Origin of the sequence: Paenibacillus tepidiphilus, assembly GCF_008635795.1 — a bacterium.
GTDB lineage: Bacteria > Bacillota > Bacilli > Paenibacillales > Paenibacillaceae > Paenibacillus_AQ > Paenibacillus_AQ tepidiphilus.
This window is the reverse complement of sequence record NZ_VWRQ01000001.1, coordinates 436,032-455,981: the sequence shown is the minus strand read 5'-3', so window position 1 is coordinate 455,981 and position 19,950 is coordinate 436,032. Positions and strand designations below refer to the sequence as shown.

Genomic DNA, 19,950 nt, shown 5'->3' with positions numbered 1-19,950 from the left:
GCGGTCAAGGTACTAGCTACGTCCCGGACAGCTCCGTACATAGCGGAGCAGCATTAAATGAAGGCTTTGCCAGCTGCTCCTCAACCCCTCCCGCTTCCGGCTCCAGCTGCGAATGATACAGGTCGTAATAGCGTCCGCCCAGCGCCAGCAGCTCCTCATGCTTGCCGCGTTCGGCAATCTCCCCGTCCTCCAGGACCAGGATAAGATCGGCGTTCTGGACGGTGGACAGCCGGTGGGCGATCACCAGCGTCGTCTTGTTCTTCATCAGCTTGCGGATGGCCTGCTGGACCATCTTCTCCGATTCGTTGTCGAGCGCCGCCGTCGCTTCGTCCAGCAGCAGGATCGGCGCGTCCTTCAGCATCGCCCGGGCAATGGCCAACCGCTGGCGCTGTCCGCCCGAGAGCCGGGAGCCATGCTCGCCGATCTCCGTGTCGATCCCCTGCGGCAGCTCCATGACGAACTCATAAGCATTCGCCCCTTGCAGCGCCTTAATAATCTCCGCCTCCGTGGCATCCGGTTTGGCGTTGCCGATATTGTCGCGGATACTGCCTGTATAAAGCCCCGGCTCCTGGGGCACGTAAGCGAAGTAGCTCCGCAGCTCCTCCAGGCTCATTGCCCTGCTGTCTTGTCCGTTGATCGCAATCTGTCCCGAATCCTGGATATAGAAGCCCTGCAGCAGCTTGAACAGCGTCGATTTTCCGCCGCCGCTCGGTCCCACTACCGCTAACTGCATACCCTTGCGCAGTTCTGCGCTTACCCCGTTCAAGCTTGGCTTATCGGCATCCGGATAACGGAAGCTGACCTCCGACAATACCAGCTCCGCGAAATCAGGGCTGCTGCTGCGCGGCTCCGGCAGGCACTGTGTTTCCACCGGCGCATCCATAACCTCGAAGATCCGCTCCGCCGCGCCCAGCGACTGCTGCATGGACGCTACCAATGACGGCAGGATTGAGAAGGGGCCGACCAGGAAATTCATCAGCTGGATAAAAGCCATCATCGCTCCGACCTCAAGCTGCCCCTTGGCTACGAAGAGCCCGGCGACAATCAGCGCCAGCAGGAAGGTCCCGTTGCCGAGTACCGAAGAGAACGAGCCGGTTGCCCCCTCGATCCTCCCCCGCTGCTGCTCCAGAGCATTGACCTGATCGCTTTCCGCCTTGTAACGCTTCATCAGCCGTGCTTCAATAGAGAACGATTTGAATACCGGACTGCTGCCCAGAATATCATTCAGAAAGGCGGTGGTGCGGCTCATCTGCTCCTGCAGCCGAACGCTGTTAACCCGCATCGCTTTGCCGAAGATTTTACCCGTTACGAACAGCAGCGGCCCCATGGCAAAACAGATCAGCGCCAGCAGCCAGTTAATATAGAGCAGGTAACCGAACGATGCCAGGGCCAGCAGCGGATTGCGCACCAGATCAATGATCACCGCGCCGCAGGCATTCCCGACGGCTTGATTGTCATTCGTGAACCGTGAGAGCAGATCGCCTGAATGCTTGCGGTCAAAATAGGACTGCGGCAGTGCCAGCGTATGCTTCATCATATCGTGCCGCAGCTCGGAGCGGATGCTGGCGGAGACTTTATTTTTCAGCCAGGTGTCGATAAACCCGTTCAGTCCGACCAGCAGCAGGTAAACCAGCCCGATAACAATCAGTCCCTGAAACGCTCCCACATCCAGTGAAACCGCGGCATCGGTTATTCTCGCCAGCATCCAGGCAATTCCCAGATTCAGCGCAATGTCCACCAGCATGGTGATGCTTAGTACCGCATAGCTCAGTTTGTGTCCCAGCATATATTTGCCCAGCCGGTACATCGTGCTTTTGGATTGCACAGACATAACCTCCTTTTGACATCTCATACCCCCAGTGTATTAAAAACCGCCCGCCGCCCAGAAGCGGCGCAGGAAGGAACTTCCACTCAGTCTCCAGACCGATCCATTCATGGACTCGACAAGCGTTTCTCATTACTTGGAGCATATCCCAGTGGTTTTGTATGATTTATGGTTTACTTTTGCAGTGGACTATGGTAGCTTCATAGGCAAAAGCTTGCCAGTAAAGGAGAACGCAACAATGGCGAAGGTTGAAAGTTTCCAGCTTGACCACACGAAAGTAAAAGCACCGTATGTCCGCATTGCCGGCACGGAGCGGGACGGTAAGGGCAGTACCATCCAGAAGTACGATCTGCGCCTGCTGCAGCCTAACCAGGACGCGCTGCCGACGGCAGCCGTACATACGCTGGAGCATCTGCTGGCCACCTATCTGCGCGACGAGCTTCCGGGTGTTATTGATGTCTCGCCGATGGGCTGCCGCACCGGGTTTTACCTGATCCTCTGGGATGAGCATTCACCGGCCGATGTCGCAGCAGCGTTCACCCGCGTGCTGCAGCAGGTGCTGCAGACCGGAGAGGTTCCGGCCGTATCCGCTCTGGAATGCGGCAATTACCGGGACCACTCCCTGTTCAGTGCCAAGGAATATGCCCGTCAGGCGCTGGAGGCGGGGATCAGCGATGATCCGTTCCGCAGCTAGAAGAGCCTGACAGACGCCCAAAAGGGCTGCATATGCGACTAATCGCAATATGCAGCCCTTTTTATAATGTCTAGCGCTCTCAGTCTTCACTCTTGACGAGCGGAATTCGGAGCCCGGCGGTTCCCAGCGTAACCTGCTCCGGCAGGATATACGCTTTGCGGAAATCCACGTCATGCGACATATGGGTGTAGACCGCCCGCTTCGGCTTAACGCGGGCAAGCAGCTCCGCCGCTTCGGTCATATCGTAGACGGAACGCGAAGACAGTTCGGCGGATTCATAATAGAAGCTGGTCCCCAGCACCAGCAGATCCGCGCCGTGCATCAGCCTGGTCTCCTCGTCCGTCAGCGAGATCGAGTCCGGACAGTACACCCAGACATACCCGTTCTTCTCCAGCCGGAAGGCGTAGGAATAACCGTTCTTACCGTGGTTGACCCGCCAGGCGGCAATCTGCCACCCGTCCAGCTGAATTCCGTCATCGCAAGGAATCATATCAATGTGGCCGCCAAGCCACGGGTACTGCCGCTGGATCACCGGAATTACCTCGGCCGGCGCATACAATTCGCCCCGGTACCCCATCCAGCGGCAGGCGTCAGCCCATTCCGGCAGCCCCCCGATATGATCAAAGTGCGGATGCGTGACAAGCAGCCTGCGCATCCCGCGCCGCCCCTCTGCTTCCATCTGCCGGCGCCAGTCCGGCCCGCAGTCAATGACCAGAAAGTCCTGCTCGCCTTCGATCAGTACAGAAGAACGAAGCCGTGCGTTCATTCCGCCCGCTCTTGCTTCATTGCAGGTCTCGCACCCGCAGTAAATACGGGGAACGCCCATGGCATCCCCGGTTCCCAAGAATACTAGTGTATCCATAAGCCGTCCTCCCCGCTTGCATAAGTCAAAGCTGCAAATCCCTTAAACTCCCCTCCCATTATAAAACAACCTCCCGGGCAATTTAACCCCTCCGGCAAAAGAGCATGCCCGCGAGGCTTGTACCCGTGTCCCTCCTGATTGTAATCAGCAAAAAGCCGCACTCGCGGAGACTCCGCGAATACGGCTTACAGGTCGCTATGTCCTTAGATCCCGGCCAGCACTTGGTACCAGACTCCGCGCTTCGAATATAGCGTTTCGCGCACTTCACTCCACCCGCCGAGATAAGCAATGTCGAATAAGCCTGCCGGTACGGGATAACGGCTTTCATTAGCGGCATACACCTGCTCGTCTACCGGACGGAAGCCGTGCGCGGCGAATACTTCCTGCGCCTGCGGCGTGGTGAGGAAATCAACCAGCGCCTCAGCAGCCGCGCGCGTGCCGCGTTCGTCGACATATTGATCAACTACGGCTGCCGGGTTCTCTATCAGAATCGTATTATCCGGAATAATGACTTCATAGTTCACGCCTTGGGCGATCCGCGCCAGCAGCTCATTCTCATAGGTAACGATGACGTCGCCTACGCCGTATTCGAATGCAGCCATGGAGGCTCGCCCGCTCTTGTCGAGCGACTCTACATTGGCATGGATACTCTCCAGAAAAGCCTTGGCGGCCGCAGGGTCCTTCTGCCCCGTCTGTTCCTCGGACATCTTGAGACCTGCGCCATAAATGGCGTTGATATCCCACTGCGCCCCGCCGGAGGTCTTCGGATTCGGATACAGCACCTTCACGCCCGGCTTTGCCAAATCGGCGAAATCCTTGATGCCCTTCGGGTTGCCCTCGCGGGTACCCAAAGCCACCACCGAGCGGGTAATCATACCGGCTGCGCCTCTATCCTTCCAGTTCTCCTGCACCAACCCGGCCTTAACCAGCTTCCCGACATCCCCCTCCAGCGCCAGCAGCGTCACATCCGCCTCGAAGCCGCCGGCAATGGCTCTGGCCTGGGTACCCGAGGCTTCATAGGATTCCTGGAAGGCCAGGGTTTGTCCGGTCTTGGCCTTCCATTCCGCTGCGAACAAAGGCAGAATCTCGCCCATCGCATCCTTCACAACACTGTACGCGCCGATAACCAGCGTCAGATCGCCGTCCTGTACCGGCTCCTGCCCCTGCGTGTCAGCCCCGCTGTCCTGGCCTGCGCAGCCGGCAGCGACAACCGTGAGCAGAACCAGCAGCATACCAGCCAGCCATCCGTGCAGTCGTCTGCTCCTTCTTCGTGGCTCCATTCCGGCGACCCTCCTTTATATACCCCACAAAGTGATGTATTTCTTCGAAGTCGATTCAGATACTTTGCGGGGGCCCCATACTTTTCATCCCCACAAAGTGGTACTTCTCTTGATAGCTTATTCAGGTACTTTGCGGGGACCCCATACTTTTCATCCCCACAAAGTGGTGCTTCTCTTGGTAGCTTATTCAGGTACTCCACTTATTAAATAAATACCGGCATCGGGTCTTCCTTCAGTCCGTTCTCCTGAATCCAGCTCCGATCGTCGTTGAACAGGTATGCGCGGTGCACCAGCACCGCAATCTCCTGGCCCGGCTGCAAGGTCTCCTTCTCCAGGGACCGGTAGGTTGTCAGCTTATGGCCGTTCACTTCCACCTCTACCAGCCATTCGCTGCCGCGGAAATGCAAATGCCGCACGATGCCCTGTTCTGTGGCGGAGGCCATTTTGAATTCGTTCAGTTGGCCCACCTCGATGTACTCGGGGCGGATCAGCGCCTTGGTCGGCTTGCTGCCGCCGGCGTTCTTGAAGCCCTTGAGCTCATCGGCGTTCTCGATCAGTGTAGATTCGCCGATAAAGGTAGCAACGAACGGAGTCTTCGGCTCCTTATAGATATCCCACGGAGTGCCTTTTTGCTCCAGCCGCCCTTGGCTGATGATCATAATTTCATCGGCTACTTCAATCGCTTCATCCTGGTCATGCGTAACGAAGATTGAAGTGATGCCTACACGCTCAATCAGCTCGCGCAGCCAGGAACGCAGCTCCTGGCGGATCTTGGCATCAATCGCCGCGAACGGCTCATCCAGCAGCAGAAGCTGCGGCTCGGGAGCCAGCGCCCGGGCAAATGCCACCCGCTGCCGCTGCCCGCCCGAAAGCTGATGCGGATAACGCTTCTCGAAGCCTTTTAGCCCGGTGAGCTCCACCAGCTCCTGTACACGGTCACGGATTGCGTTCTTGTTCGCCTTCTTGACCTTGAGGCCAAAGGCAATATTGTCATACACGGTCATATGCTTGAACAGTGCATAGTTCTGGAATACAAACCCGATCTCCCGCTCCTGCGGAGGCAGATTGTTGACCGTTTTGCCGTGGAACACGATCTCCCCGCCATCCGGCGTCTCCAGTCCCGCAAGCATACGCAGAATCGACGTCTTGCCGCCGCCGCTCGGTCCGAGCAGGCCGATCAGATGACCTTTGGCAATGCCGAAGCTAACGTCCTTTACAGCATGGAAATCTCCAAAATGCTTATTTAGTCCCCGAACCTCCACATGCATATCAATGCACTTCCTTTCTTCTCTTGCTCCATTCCATGAGCAGCAGCAGCCCGGCGGAGAAAGCGGCCAGCACCAGTGCAATACCGCCCGCCGCCGTAACATTGAAATTCTCGACATCCTGATAGACCAGCGTGGTTGCTGTCTGTGTCTTGTTCATGATATTGCCTGAAACGACCAGCACGGCGCCGAATTCGCCCAAGGAGCGGGCCACCGTCAAGATAACTCCGTATGCCACCGCCCAGCGGATGGAGGGCCAGGTCACCTTCCAGAAGGTCGTCCAGCCGTACGCACCTAGCGTCGAGGCTGCCTCTTCCTGCTGGGCACCGATCTCCTGCAGCACCGGCATAATTTCTCTGACCATCAGCGGAAAGGTCACAAACAGCGTCGCAATGACCATTCCCGGAAAAGCGTACACAATCTTCAGCCCGACTTGCTCAAGCAGTCCGCCCAAGGCGCTGTCCGGGCCTAAGAGAAGTACAATCATCAGACCCCCGATGACCGGTGATACGGCATAAGGCAGATCCACAATGCTGTTCAGGAAGCCCTTTATGCGGCGGCTCAGCCAGTCGGCCCGCACCAGATACAGTGCCAGCATGATACCGAACAAAGTATTCAGCAGGGTAACCACTATCACCACAAGCCCGGTCATCATGAGCGCGTGCAGCGCTTCCGGGCGGGCCAACGCTTCCCGGAAGCCGCTGAAGCCGCCGCTGAAGGCATTGGTCGCCATTTTTCCGAGAGGAGCGGCAATCAGCACGAAAAAAACAATATAAGTCAGTGTAATCCATAATCTCCTCATGCTCGTCTCCCCCTCATCTGCGCCAAATTAATCAGCCAGAGAATAAGGAAGGACAGGGTCAGGAGAATAATCGAAACCGCTGCGGCACCTGCGGGGTTATCGCTCTCTACCTCGCCGTAAATGAACACGGAGGAGACAAGCGTCCGCCCGGGAATATTGCCTGCCACCAGCACAACAGCTCCGAACTCGGCCAGTGCCCGTGAGAAGGCCAGCATGCCTCCGCTGATCATCCCCGGTGCCATCGACGGCAGAATGATCTCCCGGAACACCCGGGGGCTGGCGGCCCCCATCGTGTACGCCGCTTCCTCCTCCGAGGGATCAAGCTCCTCCAGCAGCGGCTGCACCGCGCGGATTACAAACGGGAACGTGACAAACACCATGGCGATGACGATAGCCGGCTGGTGGAAGACGATCTCGAAGCCAAGCGATTCGGCCAGGCCGCCAATCAGGCTGCCCGGACCGAGCAGCAGGAGGATCATCAGCCCCCCGACCGCCGTCGGCAGTGCAAAGGGCAGGTCTACAAGACTGTTCAGCAGTGCTTTGCCGGGAAATTGATAGCGGATCAGCACCCAGGCAATCATCGTGCCCAGCAGAACATTAATCACGGTAGCGAGGACAGCCAGCTTCAGGGTTAGCAGCACCGACTTCCAGGCAATGGGGTCGCTTACGCTCTCCACAAACCCGCTAAAGCCTTGTGAAAAGGAATTGTAGTAGACTCCCAGTATCGGCAGCACAATCAGAATGACGAAATACAGCAGAATAGTAGTGCGGAATCCCCAGGTCCAGCCCCTGTGTCTAAGCAGCGAGTTCAAATTCTAAGCCTCCTACCTCCGGCTTACCGGTCGGTTTACGATCTTTTACACCCAGCATTAATCCTATTAATATACTTGGTTTAATATTATCACTACTTTACCAAAGCACCTTGTTGACGTCAATTACTTTCCTGCGCTTTTGGGGTAAAATAAATTATCCGTTAATCGCCAGACTGAAAGGGGAAATCAAACCATGCTGCATACGCTGGACATTTCAACCAAGGGGCGGGACGAACTCCGCGACATTACCCGTGAAGTGCTATCCTTTGTCAACAAAAGCGGGGTTAAGAACGGCATTGCTGTCGTCTATTGTCCACATACGACCGCCGGGATTGCCATTAACGAGAATGCCGATCCCGATGTCAAGCATGATGTGCTGATGCGCCTTGATGAAGTTTATCCATGGGAGCACCCGAAATACCGGCACAGCGAGGGCAATACCGCCTCACACCTCAAGTCTATTACCGCCGGCCCGTCGCAAAGCATTATCATTCATGACGGCGAGCTGCTGCTTGGCCGCTGGCAGGGTATTTACTTCTGTGAGTTCGACGGCCCCAGAAACCGCAAATGCTATCTGAAGATTATCGAAGGCTGATTCCACGCAAAGAGGCGGCAGCCCGGTTCATTGCCGGGCCGCCGCCTTCTGCATAAAAATCAGTTCCTGGCACTTTCGCAAATCAAAGTTATACCATTGCAACGTCCTAAAGCGTAAAGATGAAAAAAAGAACCTTTCCTCTACAAGCTGCGGCTCAGTACTTTTACATGGGCTAACGCTAACGGCTCGACATCGTCGAAACTGACTTTGTCCTGAATGTAATAGGAAATAAATCCGTGGGCGGATAAGAACAAGGTCAGCGGCACGCTCTGCCAATCCTCTGACACATACCCTTCATCCTTCATATGGCGGCGCACGATCCCGGCAAAGAGCTCAAAACATCGTCCCTGTTCCGCCCGGCAATACGTCAGGAGTTCTTCATCGCGGATCATAAACATAATCTCATACTGGTGCGGATGATCCAGCCCGAACCGGATAAACTCCATGATCAGCTGCTCTACCCGGGTCATTCCGGGTTCGAGCGGTTTATACATGACCTGATTGAGCAGTGCGGCAACATGGTTGAAATCCTCGACAACAATGGCGTAGAACAACTCCGCCTTTTCCTTGAAATGATAGTAGAGGGAGCCATGGCTGTATCCCAGATGCTGACCGATGCTTCGCATGGATATCGCCCTGTAGCCTTTGGTGATAAACAGATGTCTGGCTGCCTCGAGTATTCGTTCCCTCGACAATTCCTGCTCCACTGCTCTTCTTGCCATCTTCTATTCCCCTTCGCTGTAGTAAAGCCGCCGCCCTTCCGTCACCAGGGCTTGCCCTTGGGTCAGATCCGTTATCCATGCCTTGAAATTGTCGGCTTCATCATTTCGCGGGAGACACAGCAGCTTCACCCTGTCGGTGAAGGAGGTTTCGCCGGTCAGAAAGTTCCGGTTGCGCAGCTCATTCTCCACCTTGCCCAGCCAGGTGTAGTCGATATCCACGAATACTTCCCGCCTCAGCACCCGGGTAATGACCTCTCCGGCTTCCAGCGCAGCTACTGCGCCGTCCGTATAGGCCCGGATCAATCCGCCGGCCCCAAGCATAATCCCTCCGAAATAACGGGTGACGACAATTGCGACATTTTTAACATTCTGGTTGCGGATTACTTCCAAAATCGGTTTACCGGCCGTTCCACTCGGTTCCCCGTCGTCCGACTGTCTCTGAATCTCGTCTCTTTCACCGATCATATAAGCGGAGCAGTTATGCGTGGCATTCCAGTGCTGCTTCTTGATGTCCTCGATAAACTGCAGCGCTTCTTCCTCGGTCTCTACCGGCAGACAATGGCCGATAAAGCGTGATTTACGGATTACGATTTCCCGGGAGCCGGGAGCACGCACCGTCCGGTATTGTTCCAGCATTGTATTCCAGTCCTTCTGGTTAAATAATGACTTAAATATAAAGGTCAGGAGCAGCCCGCGGTATGAATTCCCTTACCTTTGGACTGCTCCCTGATGGCTATCATGCTATGAATATTCTGCGTTTGTCAGTTCTTCGGTCTACTCGGTGAGTCTGGCTTCGAGTTCGGCTTTCTCCTTCTCGTAGCCCGGTTTGCCCAGCAGTGCAAACATGTTCTTCTTGTATGCCTCCACGCCCGGTTGGTCAAACGGATTCACGCCCAGCAGATATCCGCTGATACCGCAGGCTATTTCAAAGAAGTACACCAGATATCCGAATGTATAAGGCGTCTGGTCCGGAATGGTCACAACCAGGTTCGGTACCTGTCCGTCTGTATGAGCCAGCAATGTACCCTGGAAGGCTTTCTTGTTGACGAAATCCACGGTCTGTCCGGCGAGGAAGTTCAGGCCGTCCAGATCATCCGGGTCCGTCTCCAGCGTAATGTGATGGCGCACTTCTTCTACCTGGATCACCGTTTCAAAGATATTCCGGTTGCCCTCCTGGATGAACTGGCCCATCGAGTGCAGGTCGGTCGAGAAATCCACGGAGGAAGGGTAGATGCCTTTGAAATCCTTGCCTTCGCTTTCGCCGTACAGCTGTTTCCACCATTCGGATACAAAATGCAGGGATGGCTCGTAGTTGACGAGAATTTCCGTAGTCTTGCCTTTGCGGTACAAGGCGTTACGTACAGCCGCATACTGGTATGCCTGGTTGGTAGCCACATCCGGATTGTTGAACTCATCGGCTGCAGCCGCCGCGCCTTGCATCATTTCTTCAATGTTGATACCGGCAACCGCGATCGGCAGCAGGCCTACCGGAGTCAGCACAGAGTAGCGTCCGCCTACGTCATCCGGGATGATGAAGGACTCGTAGCCTTCTTCAGTAGCCAGCTTCTTCAGTGCGCCCTTCTCTTTGTCCGTTGTGGCGTAGATCCGCTTGCGTGCTTCTTCCTTGCCGTATTTCTTCTCCAGCGCCGCACGGAAGATACGGAAGGCAATCGCCGGTTCAGTCGTTGTACCCGATTTGGAGATGACATTGACGGAGAAGTCTTTGCCTTCTACAAGCTCAAGCAGGTGGGTGATATATGTAGAGCTGATATTGTTACCGGCAAAATAAATTTCCGGAGTCTTACGCTGGTCCTTGGTCAGGTTATTGTAGAAGGAATGCGACAGCGCCTCGATGGCGGCGCGGGCACCCAGATAAGAACCGCCGATACCGATGACGATCAGCACGTCGGAATCGCTCTGGATTTTCTTCGCAGCCTGCTGGATACGGGCGAACTCTTCCTTGTCATAAGCGCCCGGGAGGTCGATCCAGCCCAGGAAGTCGGAACCTGCGCCAGTCTTGTTGTGCAGCTGCTCATGGGCCAGCTTCACTGGAGCGGCGAAATAGTCGATTTCCTGCTGGTTGAAGAAGGAAAGCGCCTTGCTGTAGTCAAATTTAATCTTTTTGGACATCGGTAATGGTTACCTCCTGTATGATCTCTTTGGTTAACACCGTTTGTTACAACTTTATAATAGGATACTTTAATTTGCTACGACTGGCAAGGTCATAAGGCACAGCCCTGGCGAATTGCCGCAAGTTTGCGGCAATTACATGGAAGCGTTTCCTGTTATGAAAGACACTCCCGGCAGTATGGAACATGCCCCTGTAGCGTGATAGAATGAACATTAATTGCAGAAATCACACGACAAAGGTGGAGAGCTTCATGAAGAAGATCGGCTTTATCGGACTCGGAACGATGGGTGCGCCTATGGCTTCCAATCTGCTGCGCAGCGGTTACCAGGTTACCGTCTATAACCGCACTGCAGCCAAATGTCAGCCTCTGGTTGACGAAGGCGCGCTTGCAGCGGCCACACCGGCGGAAGCGGCGGCCGACAAGGATGTTATTATTACCATGATCAGCAACGACGATTCGATTCGGGAAGTATTCTATGGCAAGGACGGCATTCTGGAGAATCTGAAGCCCGGCGCAGCGGTCATCGACTCCAGTACGATTTCGCCCGGACTGGTCCGGGAGATTGCCGCAGCAGTGGAAGAACGCGGCGCCAGCTTCCTCGATGCGCCGGTCACCGGCAGCAAGCCGGCAGCCATCGACGGCACGCTGGTGTTCATGGTCGGCGGCAGCGCCGAGGTTATCGAAGCGCACCGCGACGTATTCGATACAATGGGCCGGCTGCTGCTTCATATGGGCGGCAATGGCAGCGGTGCAGCCGCCAAGCTGGCACATAACACCATGGTCGGTATCCATAACGTTGCGCTGGCCGAGGGCTTCTCGATTGCCGTGAAGTCAGGTGTTCCGGCCGACAAATTCCTTGAGCTTGTCCAGAACGGCTCTGCCGGCAGCAAGCAGGCGGAACTGAAGGGCCGCAAGATTATCGGCGATGATTTCAGCAACCAGTTCTCGCTGGGTCTCATGCTGAAGGACCTCAAGCTGGCATCCGCGCTGAGCGATTCTACCGGAGTTCCTGCTCCGATGCTGGGGCTGGCCAAGAGCCTGTTCCAGGCGGGCTATACCAAGGGCTTGGGAGATGAAGATCTCTCCGCCGTGGTCAAAACCTATGAAGAATGGATCGGCCAGAAGATTGGCGCCGACGTCGACAAAGAGTAGCAGACAGGCACAGCCGGAAACCGGCTGTGTCTTTTTTATAGCATAAGAATTCTTTTATAGCATAAGACTTCGAATTACAGCTTCCTTCCAGCTGCAGATAACAAAGCTAATTGACACATCTATCAAGAGGCCAATAAGATACAAGCATTATTATTACACTATTCCAAGGAAGTGAAGCAGCAACGCTGGAAGTTGAAATCGCCTCTCCGCAGGATGCGGCTGTGTTAACCGAAATCCAAAAGCGAGCCTTTGATGCAGATGCGCAGCACTATCAGAGACCCGAAAACAGCGGCCCGCCGGGCTATGACTCCGTGAACTGGCAGAATGAAATGATGGATAAAGGGCATTATTACAAGCTTCTGGACTGCGGCCGGATCATTGGCGGAGCGCTTGTTTATGCCCCCGGCGAAGAGGAATACCATCTGGTCCGGATTTATATTGATCCCGGCTATCAGAACCGCGGGCTTGGGCGTGAGGCCATCCGCTGCTTGTTCGGCCGTTACCCCGCAGCACGCAAATGGTCTCTCGACACACCTTCATGGGCGGTAAGGAACCAGCATTTGTATACGCAGCTTGGCTTTGTGCAGAGCAATGTCAGCCACATTCCGGACAGCGAAGACAGCTTCTTCGAATATGAGCTATATCTTTAGTCTTGGACAGCAGCTTCAGCCACTCTGGCGAGCCATTCTTTATATATTTTTTCCAAAAAAACAAACATATGTTCCTATCATAAAATAACACAATCATTCAAGGTAAATCAATACTAAATTTACCAATCGTGTTGTAACTAACACTTCATAACAAAAAGGAAGCTCCGCGCGAATGCGGAGCTTCCTCGTTCCTATAACAAAACTACAAAACCGGGTAAGAACAGCAATAATCAGTTAATGCGAACACTTCAAGCGCAAATTTGGAGTTGCCGGGAACATGGAATGTATCGGTTCCCTTGATCTCCTTCCAGACATCTGCGCCGGGAAGCAGCACTTTCAAATCGCCGGAGAGGATTTCCATCGTCTCGGGACCGTCGGTGCCGAATTCATACACACCGGGCAGCATAATGCCAAGTGTCACCTTGGTTCCGTCCTGCAGGAAAACGGTACGGCTGGTTACTTTTCCATCATAGTAGATATTGGCTGCTTTCTGAATGGTTGCGTTGGTGAACTGACTCATATGCATGCTCTCCCCCTTGTCTTTACTTCCGCTCTATTATAGCAGGGCTTTTACGCGGCTAACAACATTCTCCACCGTAAAGCCATATTCCTTCATTACTTTGTCCCCAGGCGCGGAAGCGCCGAAGGTGGTGATGCCGAGAATGTCGCCCTGATCGCCGACATAACGTTCCCAGCCGAAGGTCTGCGCCATTTCCACAGCCAGACGGGCCTTAACGTCAGGCAGGATCACGGAATCGCGGTATGCCTTGTCCTGCTTCTCGAACAGATCCCAGCTTGGCAAGCTGATGACGCGCACCTCGATGCCTTCTTCGGCCAGAACAGCCTGTGCCTTCACAGCCAGCTGCACTTCCGATCCGGTCGCAATAATCTGCGCCTGCGGCTTGCCGTTCTTGGCGTCGGAGACTACATATCCGCCGCGTTTGATGTTCTCGCGGACACCTTCTACCGTTCCTTCGAGGATCGGCAGATTTTGGCGGGTCAATACCAGCGCTACCGGATTGGATTTGTTCTCTACAGCGTAAGCCCAGGCAGCGGAGGTTTCGTTGGCATCAGCCGGACGGATCACCGTCAGACCCGGAATAATGCGCAGGGAAGCCAATTGTTCAATCGGTTCATGCGTCGGGCCGTCTTCGCCGACAGCGATACTGTCATGCGTCAGCACATAAGTCACCGGCAGCTTCATAATCGAAGCCAGACGAACCGCCGGACGCAGATAGTCCGTAAATACGAAGAAGGTTCCGCCGAATACCTTGAGGCCGCTGTGCAGCGCAATACCGTTCATGGCAGCAGCCATACCGAATTCGCGGACGCCGAAATAGATGTTGCGGCCGTCGTAGGATTCGGAGGTGAACTGGGTCAGACCCTTCAAGTGAGTCATCGTGGAGCTTTCCAGGTCAGCCGAACCGCCTACGAGCTGCGGAATGCCTGCAGCCAGTCCGTTCAGGGCATTACCGGAAGCGACGCGGGTGGATACTGCTTTGTCTTCAGCTGTGAAGAACGGCAATTGGGCATCCCAGCCTTCAGGCAGATCACCGTTCACCGCAGTTTCGAACTGGGCGGCAAGCTCCGGATAAGCCGCTTTGTAAGCAGCGAATTTCTCATCCCATGCTTTGTTGGCGGCAATGCCGTTCTCTTTCACTTCGGCAAAACGGGCACGCACTTCATCAGGTACATAGAAGTCTTCTTCATATACCCATTTGTAAAATTCTTTGGTCAGCTTGGCTTCGTCGGCACCCAGCGGGGAACCGTGCGTACCGCCATGGCCGCCTTTACCCTGTTTGTTCGGGCTGCCGTAACCGATCACTGTCTTCACTTCAATCAGAGTCGGCTTGCCGCTCTCTGCTTGTCCGTCGGCAATCGCCTGGGCAATCGCCGGCAGATCATTACCGTCTTCTACACGCAGCACCTGCCAGCCGTAAGCCTCAAAGCGCTTGGCCACATTCTCCGAGAAGGCCAGGTTCAGCTTGCCGTCCAGGGAGATATCATTGGAATCGTACAGTACGATCAGTTTGCCCAACTGCAGATGTCCGGCCAGGGAAGCGGATTCCGAAGAAATGCCTTCCATCAGGTCGCCGTCGCCGCAAATGGCATAAGTATAGTGGTCTACTACATTATATTCGTCTTTGTTGTAGGTAGCTGCGAGCTGTGCTTCAGCCATAGCCATACCTACAGCCATGCCGATCCCTTGTCCCAGCGGACCCGTAGTGGCGTCAACACCGGCAGTGTGACCGAATTCCGGATGTCCCGGAGTCAGGCTGCCCCATTGGCGGAACTGCTTCAATTCTTCCATCGGCAGGTCATAGCCGCTCAGGTGCAGCAAGCTGTACAGCAGCATGGAACCATGTCCTGCGGACAGCACAAAACGGTCGCGGTTAACCCATGTCGGGTGATCCGGATTATGATTCATGCTCTTGGCGAACAGCTGGTAGCCCATTGGTGCGGAGCCCATCGGCATGCCCGGATGACCGGAGTTAGCTTTTTCAATGGCATCGATTGCTAAAGTACGGATGGTGGTGATGGCCAAGTTATCCACTACAGAATTCTCATCTTTATGGATCGCTTGTTCTTTTGCCTTTTGATCTGTCATGCAATAGATCCTCCTCTAAAATCAAGAATGTCATTTTGACTATTATTGTATCACTAATGTGGAAGCATTACCAATATTGTTTTTGTCCGCAGCAACAAACGCCTTATTTTTTCCCGAACATGACAGTTATATGCTGCTTCACCGTTTTTGGCGGACTTAGCCTTTGGTCTAGTTTCGATTTAAGACTAAAGTTTGTTTCCCCAGCCTGGATTATACAGTAAGATGAAGATACTAAAGCCGACATTCAGCTCCAAATATTGCAAAGGTAAGGGGGATACATATGGGCGATCATAAAAATATATACATAGTGCTTACCGCAACAGGAACCTTGTTCAGCAAATTTATTCAATGCTTTACCCGGGCCGAGCTTAACCATGCCTCCATCGCCTTTGACAGTGAACTGCAGGACGTGTACAGCTTCGGCCGCAAGACATGCCATAACCCTTTTGTAGCTGGACTCATCCGCGAGAATTTCAGTCATCCCTTTTACAGAAAAACGGACTGCGCAATCTATCAGGTCACTGTCAGCAGCGAAGAATATGCCGCGATGCATAACCGGGTGCAGCGGATGATGCAGCAGCAGGAGGTATACAGCTACCATATGCTAGGCCTGCTCGGCGTTCTATTAAATATTGAGTTTGAAAAAGAAAACGCCTATTTTTGCTCTCATTTCGTCGCTTCCATTCTGGAAGAGAGTGCGTTTCAGCCGGTTCCCAAGCCTTCGTGCTTTGTAACCCCCGAGGATTTCGCGGCCTCTTTGCGCGCCCACAAGATTTACAAAGGCAATCTCACCTATTATTTAAGCAGTAGATTTGGCGAGGCCCTTCCTGCCGGCAGGCATGCCATCCGTACATACAGCAGTTATCCTTATCCCGGCGGTATCGTGAAAAGAGTGTAAGGTTCAGCCGGAGTCCGGGCAACCAAAAAGCAAGGACCAAGGCCGGCCTTCGCCTGAACCCTGTCCTTGCTTAAGCTTTAACAGATTGCCGCAGCAGTCCTCGTACCCTCTCAGCCGGCGTATGAAGACTGCTTATTTTATTCTGTGGCTGCGAAAATATTGACTCCAGTCTCCGAGTATTGTAACAGTGACCGTATCTGTCTTGGTGTTATAGGAGTTACTTGCCGTAAAGATAAAGCTCAGCGGACCTTCAGGCAACTGTTCAAAAGCCGGATGGTATAGTTCTCCCGTCCACACTGTCCGCCCACTATTTGCCGGTGACAGCGAAGTGGTATACCCTCCGCTCATTGTGACCACTACCGTATCCGGCAGCCCTGTCGTATTCGCCTGCAGCACAAACCTCTCTCCCGCCCAAAAAACAGTATATCCCCGCGGGCTCTCCGGATTTCCGCTTGCCTTCACATTGAAGGCCTGCCGGTTCTCGTTCCACTCCGCCGTATGCTGCACCGCTCCCCTTACCGTCAGCAGGTTCACCATAAAATACTTGCGCGGTGATACAACGCCCCAGCTATAGCCGTCATAGACCTCTACCTCCGCCGCATAGATCTCGTTCTCCTGTAATAGGCCTGCCGGTATATTCCATTGCTTGGCGCCGGATATCTGTTCACCCGACTGAGCCTTGATGCTGCCGTCACTCAGACGGATAATACGAACCTTAAACTGCTGCTGCTCATCATTATCCGCATCCTGATAGTCCCACTTGATGACCGGAGTCAGCGTGTTAATAACCGACGGAACCGTTGGAGTGTCGCTCACCGGATATGTAAGACTGACAGTTGGCAGCCGGTTAGCCACCGTAATGTTGTGCGAGAGCTCCCGTGTAAGTCCGAGGGAATCGGTAACGACTTGCCGCAAGACGAATACGCCGTTAGAGGTAAACTGCTTACCGAAGCTTGCCTGCCCGCTAGCCAGCCCCTCACTGCCACCGGCCGGCTTCAGATAATATCTGTAGCTGATGCTGTCCCCTTGCGGAATGTCCGCATCCGTAGCTGTACCGCCGATGTTCAGCACATCCGTCCGGTAGATTGGCCCTGCAGCCGCATTGCGCCCGTTATCCGTGAATAATGTAAAGCCTGGCTGCGGAGGGTTGTCGATAATAAAGGCCCTTTGATTAGACGCCTCGGACCAAGAACCCTTCGAATACGCCCGCCCAAAAAGATAATAATACTCGAACCGTTCAAATGTCAGGTTGGGTACCTGATACTGCCGCAATATACCGCCTGGATCAGCGTTCTCTATCGTCTTGGCCAACAGATCGCTCTTCGTCAAAAAGAACTGCAGCTGGTACTTCTCCTGCGGATCGCCTTCAGGGTCAGTATATGTCCATTTAATCAACGGATCGCCTTCCATCTGGGCATCAATTACGGTCGGTGCCGCCAATGTTCCTGCCGGGGCCGTTATTGCCATCGCCGGCGCCTGGTTTGCAGCGACTTTTATATCCAGCACAGCCACATTGGATTTGGCTCCGATCTGGTCAATAACCCAATGCTCGATATGGTAGATTCCGCTTTCCGGAAAGCTCAGCCTGATAGCTTTGCTGCTGTAGCTCTTCATTAGACCGCCGCTGTCCGTAACCTGCCAATAGTAGCGCAGGCTGCTCTGGTCGGCCGTATCCTCATCGCCGGACAGTGAATTGAACGTGCCGGTATCGAATTGATAAGCGGCAGCCGGGCCTTCAATCTCTGCTACCGGCGTGTGATTGAGCACCGAGAAGGTCTGCGTGGCCACCGAACTCAACGAACCGTCGGAGACGGATAGCTTCATTTCCCAATGGTCCGAAACAGCCTGCTTAGGCACCAGACTGTAAGCATCAATAACGCTTTGGATCGACAGTCCCGGAGACCTTGCTGTACTCACCGTGTACGCCGTTCCCCCACGATTGGCTGTTTTCCAGGAATAGATCAGGTTGTCTCCATCCTCGTCCGGATTCGGCGAAAGGTTCTCCGGTTCAATTACGGTGTCGCGGTATACTTCCATCGGCATATTGAATATGGCCACCGGCGGATGATTCATTACCGTTACGTTCTGGCTGTAGGCTTCAGACCAAAGTGCGCGGTTATCCCGCACCTTCAAAGTGACTGTATAACTGCCGGTGCCATAACCGGCAATATTCGGCGGAACCCGCTTATTGCCGGAGTATGACCAGACCGTTTGCGAACTATTTTTCACGACGGTCCATTGGTAGGTGTCCAGAGGATCATTGTCCGGATCAAAAGATTTATCCGTTATAGTTGTAGCTTTACGGTAAGAGATGTTTCCCGGTTCTACAGTGAACATCGCAACCGGAGGCAAGTTACCTGCTGCGCTTCCTACAGAACGGACACACCAATCACTCCACACGCCAATCGCATTCTCGCCGTCAATATCACGGACCCGAAGCCTGAACTGATAGACATCGGTTGCCGATAAGCTTCCTGCAGGCAGCCCGTCCGTCCACAACTGAGCGTCCCCTTTCCTGTACTGCCACTGCCATTCCCTAAGTCCTTTGTCAATACGGGTAATGTGGTCCTGATCATAGGAGCTGTCAGTGACTTGCAGGACTCCACCGACACTCTTGGCTGCAAATAACGCTACCGGCTTGCGGTGCACCTGGAAGCTTAGCTGCGAGATGTTATCCCTCCCCCACATCCGGTATTCGTCAAAGCGGTTGTCCAGCTTCGGGTTATCCCGAGGTTGATAGGTAGCAATATAGTTGCCGGTGAAGGGAAATGACTCGTAAGGCGCAGAGCGCCAGCTTCCGGAATCGGCAATCATGCCCATACTGTTATCGAACAGGTTCGGATCATGCTGGTACTTATACCGTTCCGCGTACTTGGTGTCCCCTTCATAATCCGTATACGTGGTGTTGCTGGTGATTGGGCTGTTGATCAGCACAAACATGTTCCGCTTCAGCCTCTGCCTGACCCTAAAGCTCATGGAGGCAGAGGCCGATGCATTGGAAGGATCAACCGCCTTTACTAAGAGCGTATAATCCCCTGGCGGAATTGCATCCGCAAGCATATCAATAGGGATCGAAAAGGCCTTGGTCGAGCCGGCACTGGGGACAGTGATTTTTTTATAGAGCACATTCGCTATCTCTGCACTTAACGTAATATCGTTGTTATCTGCATCTTGAACATAGCCAGCAATGTTCAGCGAGCTCATTCCGGTGTCATTCAGCAAGGTTTGCCCGCTCGGCGTAGTGAGGGATAGCGTAGGCGCGGTGTTTTTTTGCAAATAAACATCAAATTGATTTAAGTGCGAATGATAACCGAGTGAACCTCCTCCCATGTAAGGCGGATAACTCACACTATCACTGACTCTGTACCCAAATTGTATACGATTCGGCTCTTCCGTCAGTACATAATCGTAGTATCCGCCAGTACCATTTGCTGCAATGTAGGCTCCCTCTAAAAGATTCCCTGATTTTTCGTGCCGGAAATAATAAGTAAGACCATCATTGATCCAACCTGCGCTATACGACAGATCAGCAACACTGTAGAATATCGTGTTATCAAAATATTGATTAGGGGCAAAAACACTGATTTTTAACTCAGCACCAAAGTTCCATGAGTAATAATGCTCGTTAAGTCCATTTCCTCCCTCCCGTCTGT

General features: G+C 53.9%; 17 protein-coding genes. 5 read left to right on the top strand and 12 right to left on the bottom strand.

Going from position 1 to position 19,950, the window contains the following annotated elements; genetic code table 11:
• Positions 1 to 16: 16 nt before the first annotated feature.
• On the bottom strand, positions 17 to 1,825 hold the full coding sequence (locus F1379_RS02050; RefSeq protein ID WP_162551056.1) for an ABC transporter ATP-binding protein: 1,809 nt from the start codon (positions 1,823 to 1,825) through the stop codon (positions 17 to 19).
• Positions 1,826 to 2,063: 238 nt separating this feature from the next.
• Between F1379_RS02050 and F1379_RS02045 the strand changes: the two genes are divergently transcribed.
• A complete protein-coding gene (locus F1379_RS02045; RefSeq protein ID WP_150265768.1) occupies positions 2,064 to 2,519 on the top strand; it encodes an S-ribosylhomocysteine lyase in 456 nt (151 codons plus the stop codon).
• Between the two features lie 79 nt (positions 2,520 to 2,598).
• Here the strand turns inward: F1379_RS02045 and F1379_RS02040 are convergent, their stop codons facing one another.
• From F1379_RS02040 to cysT, 5 genes are all read right to left on the bottom strand, one after another.
• Positions 2,599 to 3,381: an MBL fold metallo-hydrolase gene (locus F1379_RS02040; RefSeq protein ID WP_150265766.1), complete on the bottom strand. Its 783-nt coding sequence runs from the start codon at positions 3,379 to 3,381 to the stop codon at positions 2,599 to 2,601.
• Positions 3,382 to 3,584: 203 nt separating this feature from the next.
• Positions 3,585 to 4,661 carry a sulfate ABC transporter substrate-binding protein gene (locus tag F1379_RS02035; RefSeq protein ID WP_203457007.1) on the bottom strand — a complete coding sequence of 359 codons (1,077 nt, stop codon included), beginning with the start codon at positions 4,659 to 4,661 and terminating at the stop codon, positions 3,585 to 3,587.
• A 203-nt stretch (positions 4,662 to 4,864) separates the two neighbouring features.
• Positions 4,865 to 5,929 carry a sulfate/molybdate ABC transporter ATP-binding protein gene (locus F1379_RS02030; protein ID WP_150265764.1) on the bottom strand — a complete coding sequence of 355 codons (1,065 nt, stop codon included), beginning with the start codon at positions 5,927 to 5,929 and terminating at the stop codon, positions 4,865 to 4,867.
• A gap of 1 nt (position 5,930) precedes the next feature.
• Positions 5,931 to 6,728 carry a sulfate ABC transporter permease subunit gene (locus F1379_RS02025; protein WP_150265762.1) on the bottom strand — a complete coding sequence of 266 codons (798 nt, stop codon included), beginning with the start codon at positions 6,726 to 6,728 and terminating at the stop codon, positions 5,931 to 5,933.
• Positions 6,725 to 7,540 (bottom strand): sulfate ABC transporter permease subunit CysT, encoded by an 816-nt coding sequence (cysT, locus tag F1379_RS02020; RefSeq protein ID WP_150265760.1) that lies wholly within the window; start codon positions 7,538 to 7,540, stop codon positions 6,725 to 6,727. The genes F1379_RS02025 and cysT overlap by 4 nt, the downstream gene beginning before the upstream one ends.
• Before the next feature lie 193 nt (positions 7,541 to 7,733).
• Between cysT and F1379_RS02015 the strand changes: the two genes are divergently transcribed.
• Positions 7,734 to 8,135, top strand: a complete 402-nt coding sequence (locus tag F1379_RS02015) for a secondary thiamine-phosphate synthase enzyme YjbQ (protein ID WP_150265758.1) — start codon at positions 7,734 to 7,736, stop codon at positions 8,133 to 8,135.
• Between the two features lie 140 nt (positions 8,136 to 8,275).
• Here F1379_RS02015 and F1379_RS02010 read toward each other — a convergent pair whose 3' ends face one another.
• The 3 genes from F1379_RS02010 to F1379_RS02000 form a co-directional block, all read right to left on the bottom strand.
• Positions 8,276 to 8,857 carry a TetR/AcrR family transcriptional regulator gene (locus F1379_RS02010; protein WP_150265756.1) on the bottom strand — a complete coding sequence of 194 codons (582 nt, stop codon included), beginning with the start codon at positions 8,855 to 8,857 and terminating at the stop codon, positions 8,276 to 8,278.
• 3 nt (positions 8,858 to 8,860) lie between these two features.
• Positions 8,861 to 9,493, bottom strand: a complete 633-nt coding sequence (locus tag F1379_RS02005; protein ID WP_150265754.1) for a YigZ family protein — start codon at positions 9,491 to 9,493, stop codon at positions 8,861 to 8,863.
• A 138-nt stretch (positions 9,494 to 9,631) separates the two neighbouring features.
• On the bottom strand, positions 9,632 to 10,987 hold the full coding sequence (locus tag F1379_RS02000) for a glucose-6-phosphate isomerase (protein ID WP_150265752.1): 1,356 nt from the start codon (positions 10,985 to 10,987) through the stop codon (positions 9,632 to 9,634).
• A gap of 206 nt (positions 10,988 to 11,193) precedes the next feature.
• On the opposite strand from F1379_RS02000, the gene F1379_RS01995 reads away from it, so the two are divergent.
• Positions 11,194 to 12,141, top strand: a complete 948-nt coding sequence (locus F1379_RS01995) for an NAD(P)-dependent oxidoreductase (protein ID WP_150265750.1) — start codon at positions 11,194 to 11,196, stop codon at positions 12,139 to 12,141.
• Positions 12,142 to 12,362: 221 nt separating this feature from the next.
• Positions 12,363 to 12,791 (top strand): GNAT family N-acetyltransferase, encoded by a 429-nt coding sequence (locus F1379_RS01990; protein ID WP_150265748.1) that lies wholly within the window; start codon positions 12,363 to 12,365, stop codon positions 12,789 to 12,791.
• A 202-nt stretch (positions 12,792 to 12,993) separates the two neighbouring features.
• Here the strand turns inward: F1379_RS01990 and ppnP are convergent, their stop codons facing one another.
• On the bottom strand, positions 12,994 to 13,311 hold the full coding sequence (gene ppnP / locus F1379_RS01985) for a pyrimidine/purine nucleoside phosphorylase (RefSeq protein WP_150265746.1): 318 nt from the start codon (positions 13,309 to 13,311) through the stop codon (positions 12,994 to 12,996).
• A gap of 36 nt (positions 13,312 to 13,347) precedes the next feature.
• Positions 13,348 to 15,399, bottom strand: coding sequence for a transketolase (gene tkt / locus F1379_RS01980; protein ID WP_150265744.1), 2,052 nt, complete (start codon positions 15,397 to 15,399; stop codon positions 13,348 to 13,350).
• A gap of 280 nt (positions 15,400 to 15,679) precedes the next feature.
• Between tkt and F1379_RS01975 the strand changes: the two genes are divergently transcribed.
• Positions 15,680 to 16,297: a hypothetical protein gene (locus F1379_RS01975; RefSeq protein ID WP_203457006.1), complete on the top strand. Its 618-nt coding sequence runs from the start codon at positions 15,680 to 15,682 to the stop codon at positions 16,295 to 16,297.
• Between the two features lie 132 nt (positions 16,298 to 16,429).
• On the opposite strand, the gene F1379_RS01970 is transcribed toward F1379_RS01975, so the two are convergent.
• Entirely contained in the window at positions 16,430 to 19,519 is a 3,090-nt protein-coding gene (locus F1379_RS01970; protein ID WP_150265742.1) for a hypothetical protein, read from the bottom strand.
• Positions 19,520 to 19,950 lie beyond the last annotated feature (431 nt).

What these genes read in the sequence shown, in the direction of transcription:
- F1379_RS02045 (WP_150265768.1), top strand. Translation starts at nt 2,064, where the DNA reads ATGGCGAAGGTTGAAAGTTTCCAGCTTGACCACACGAAAGTAAAAGCA.
- F1379_RS02005 (WP_150265754.1), bottom strand. Translation starts at nt 9,493, where the DNA reads ATGCTGGAACAATACCGGACGGTGCGTGCTCCCGGCTCCCGGGAAATC.
- F1379_RS02000 (WP_150265752.1), bottom strand. Translation starts at nt 10,987, where the DNA reads ATGTCCAAAAAGATTAAATTTGACTACAGCAAGGCGCTTTCCTTCTTC.
- F1379_RS02035 (WP_203457007.1), bottom strand. Translation starts at nt 4,661, where the DNA reads ATGGAGCCACGAAGAAGGAGCAGACGACTGCACGGATGGCTGGCTGGT.
- F1379_RS01995 (WP_150265750.1), top strand. Translation starts at nt 11,194, where the DNA reads ATGAACATTAATTGCAGAAATCACACGACAAAGGTGGAGAGCTTCATG.
- tkt (WP_150265744.1), bottom strand. Translation starts at nt 15,399, where the DNA reads ATGACAGATCAAAAGGCAAAAGAACAAGCGATCCATAAAGATGAGAAT.
- ppnP (WP_150265746.1), bottom strand. Translation starts at nt 13,311, where the DNA reads ATGAGTCAGTTCACCAACGCAACCATTCAGAAAGCAGCCAATATCTAC.
- F1379_RS01975 (WP_203457006.1), top strand. Translation starts at nt 15,680, where the DNA reads ATGGGCGATCATAAAAATATATACATAGTGCTTACCGCAACAGGAACC.
- F1379_RS02030 (WP_150265764.1), bottom strand. Translation starts at nt 5,929, where the DNA reads ATGCATGTGGAGGTTCGGGGACTAAATAAGCATTTTGGAGATTTCCAT.
- F1379_RS02010 (WP_150265756.1), bottom strand. Translation starts at nt 8,857, where the DNA reads ATGGCAAGAAGAGCAGTGGAGCAGGAATTGTCGAGGGAACGAATACTC.
- F1379_RS02015 (WP_150265758.1), top strand. Translation starts at nt 7,734, where the DNA reads ATGCTGCATACGCTGGACATTTCAACCAAGGGGCGGGACGAACTCCGC.
- F1379_RS02025 (WP_150265762.1), bottom strand. Translation starts at nt 6,728, where the DNA reads ATGAGGAGATTATGGATTACACTGACTTATATTGTTTTTTTCGTGCTG.
- F1379_RS02040 (WP_150265766.1), bottom strand. Translation starts at nt 3,381, where the DNA reads ATGGATACACTAGTATTCTTGGGAACCGGGGATGCCATGGGCGTTCCC.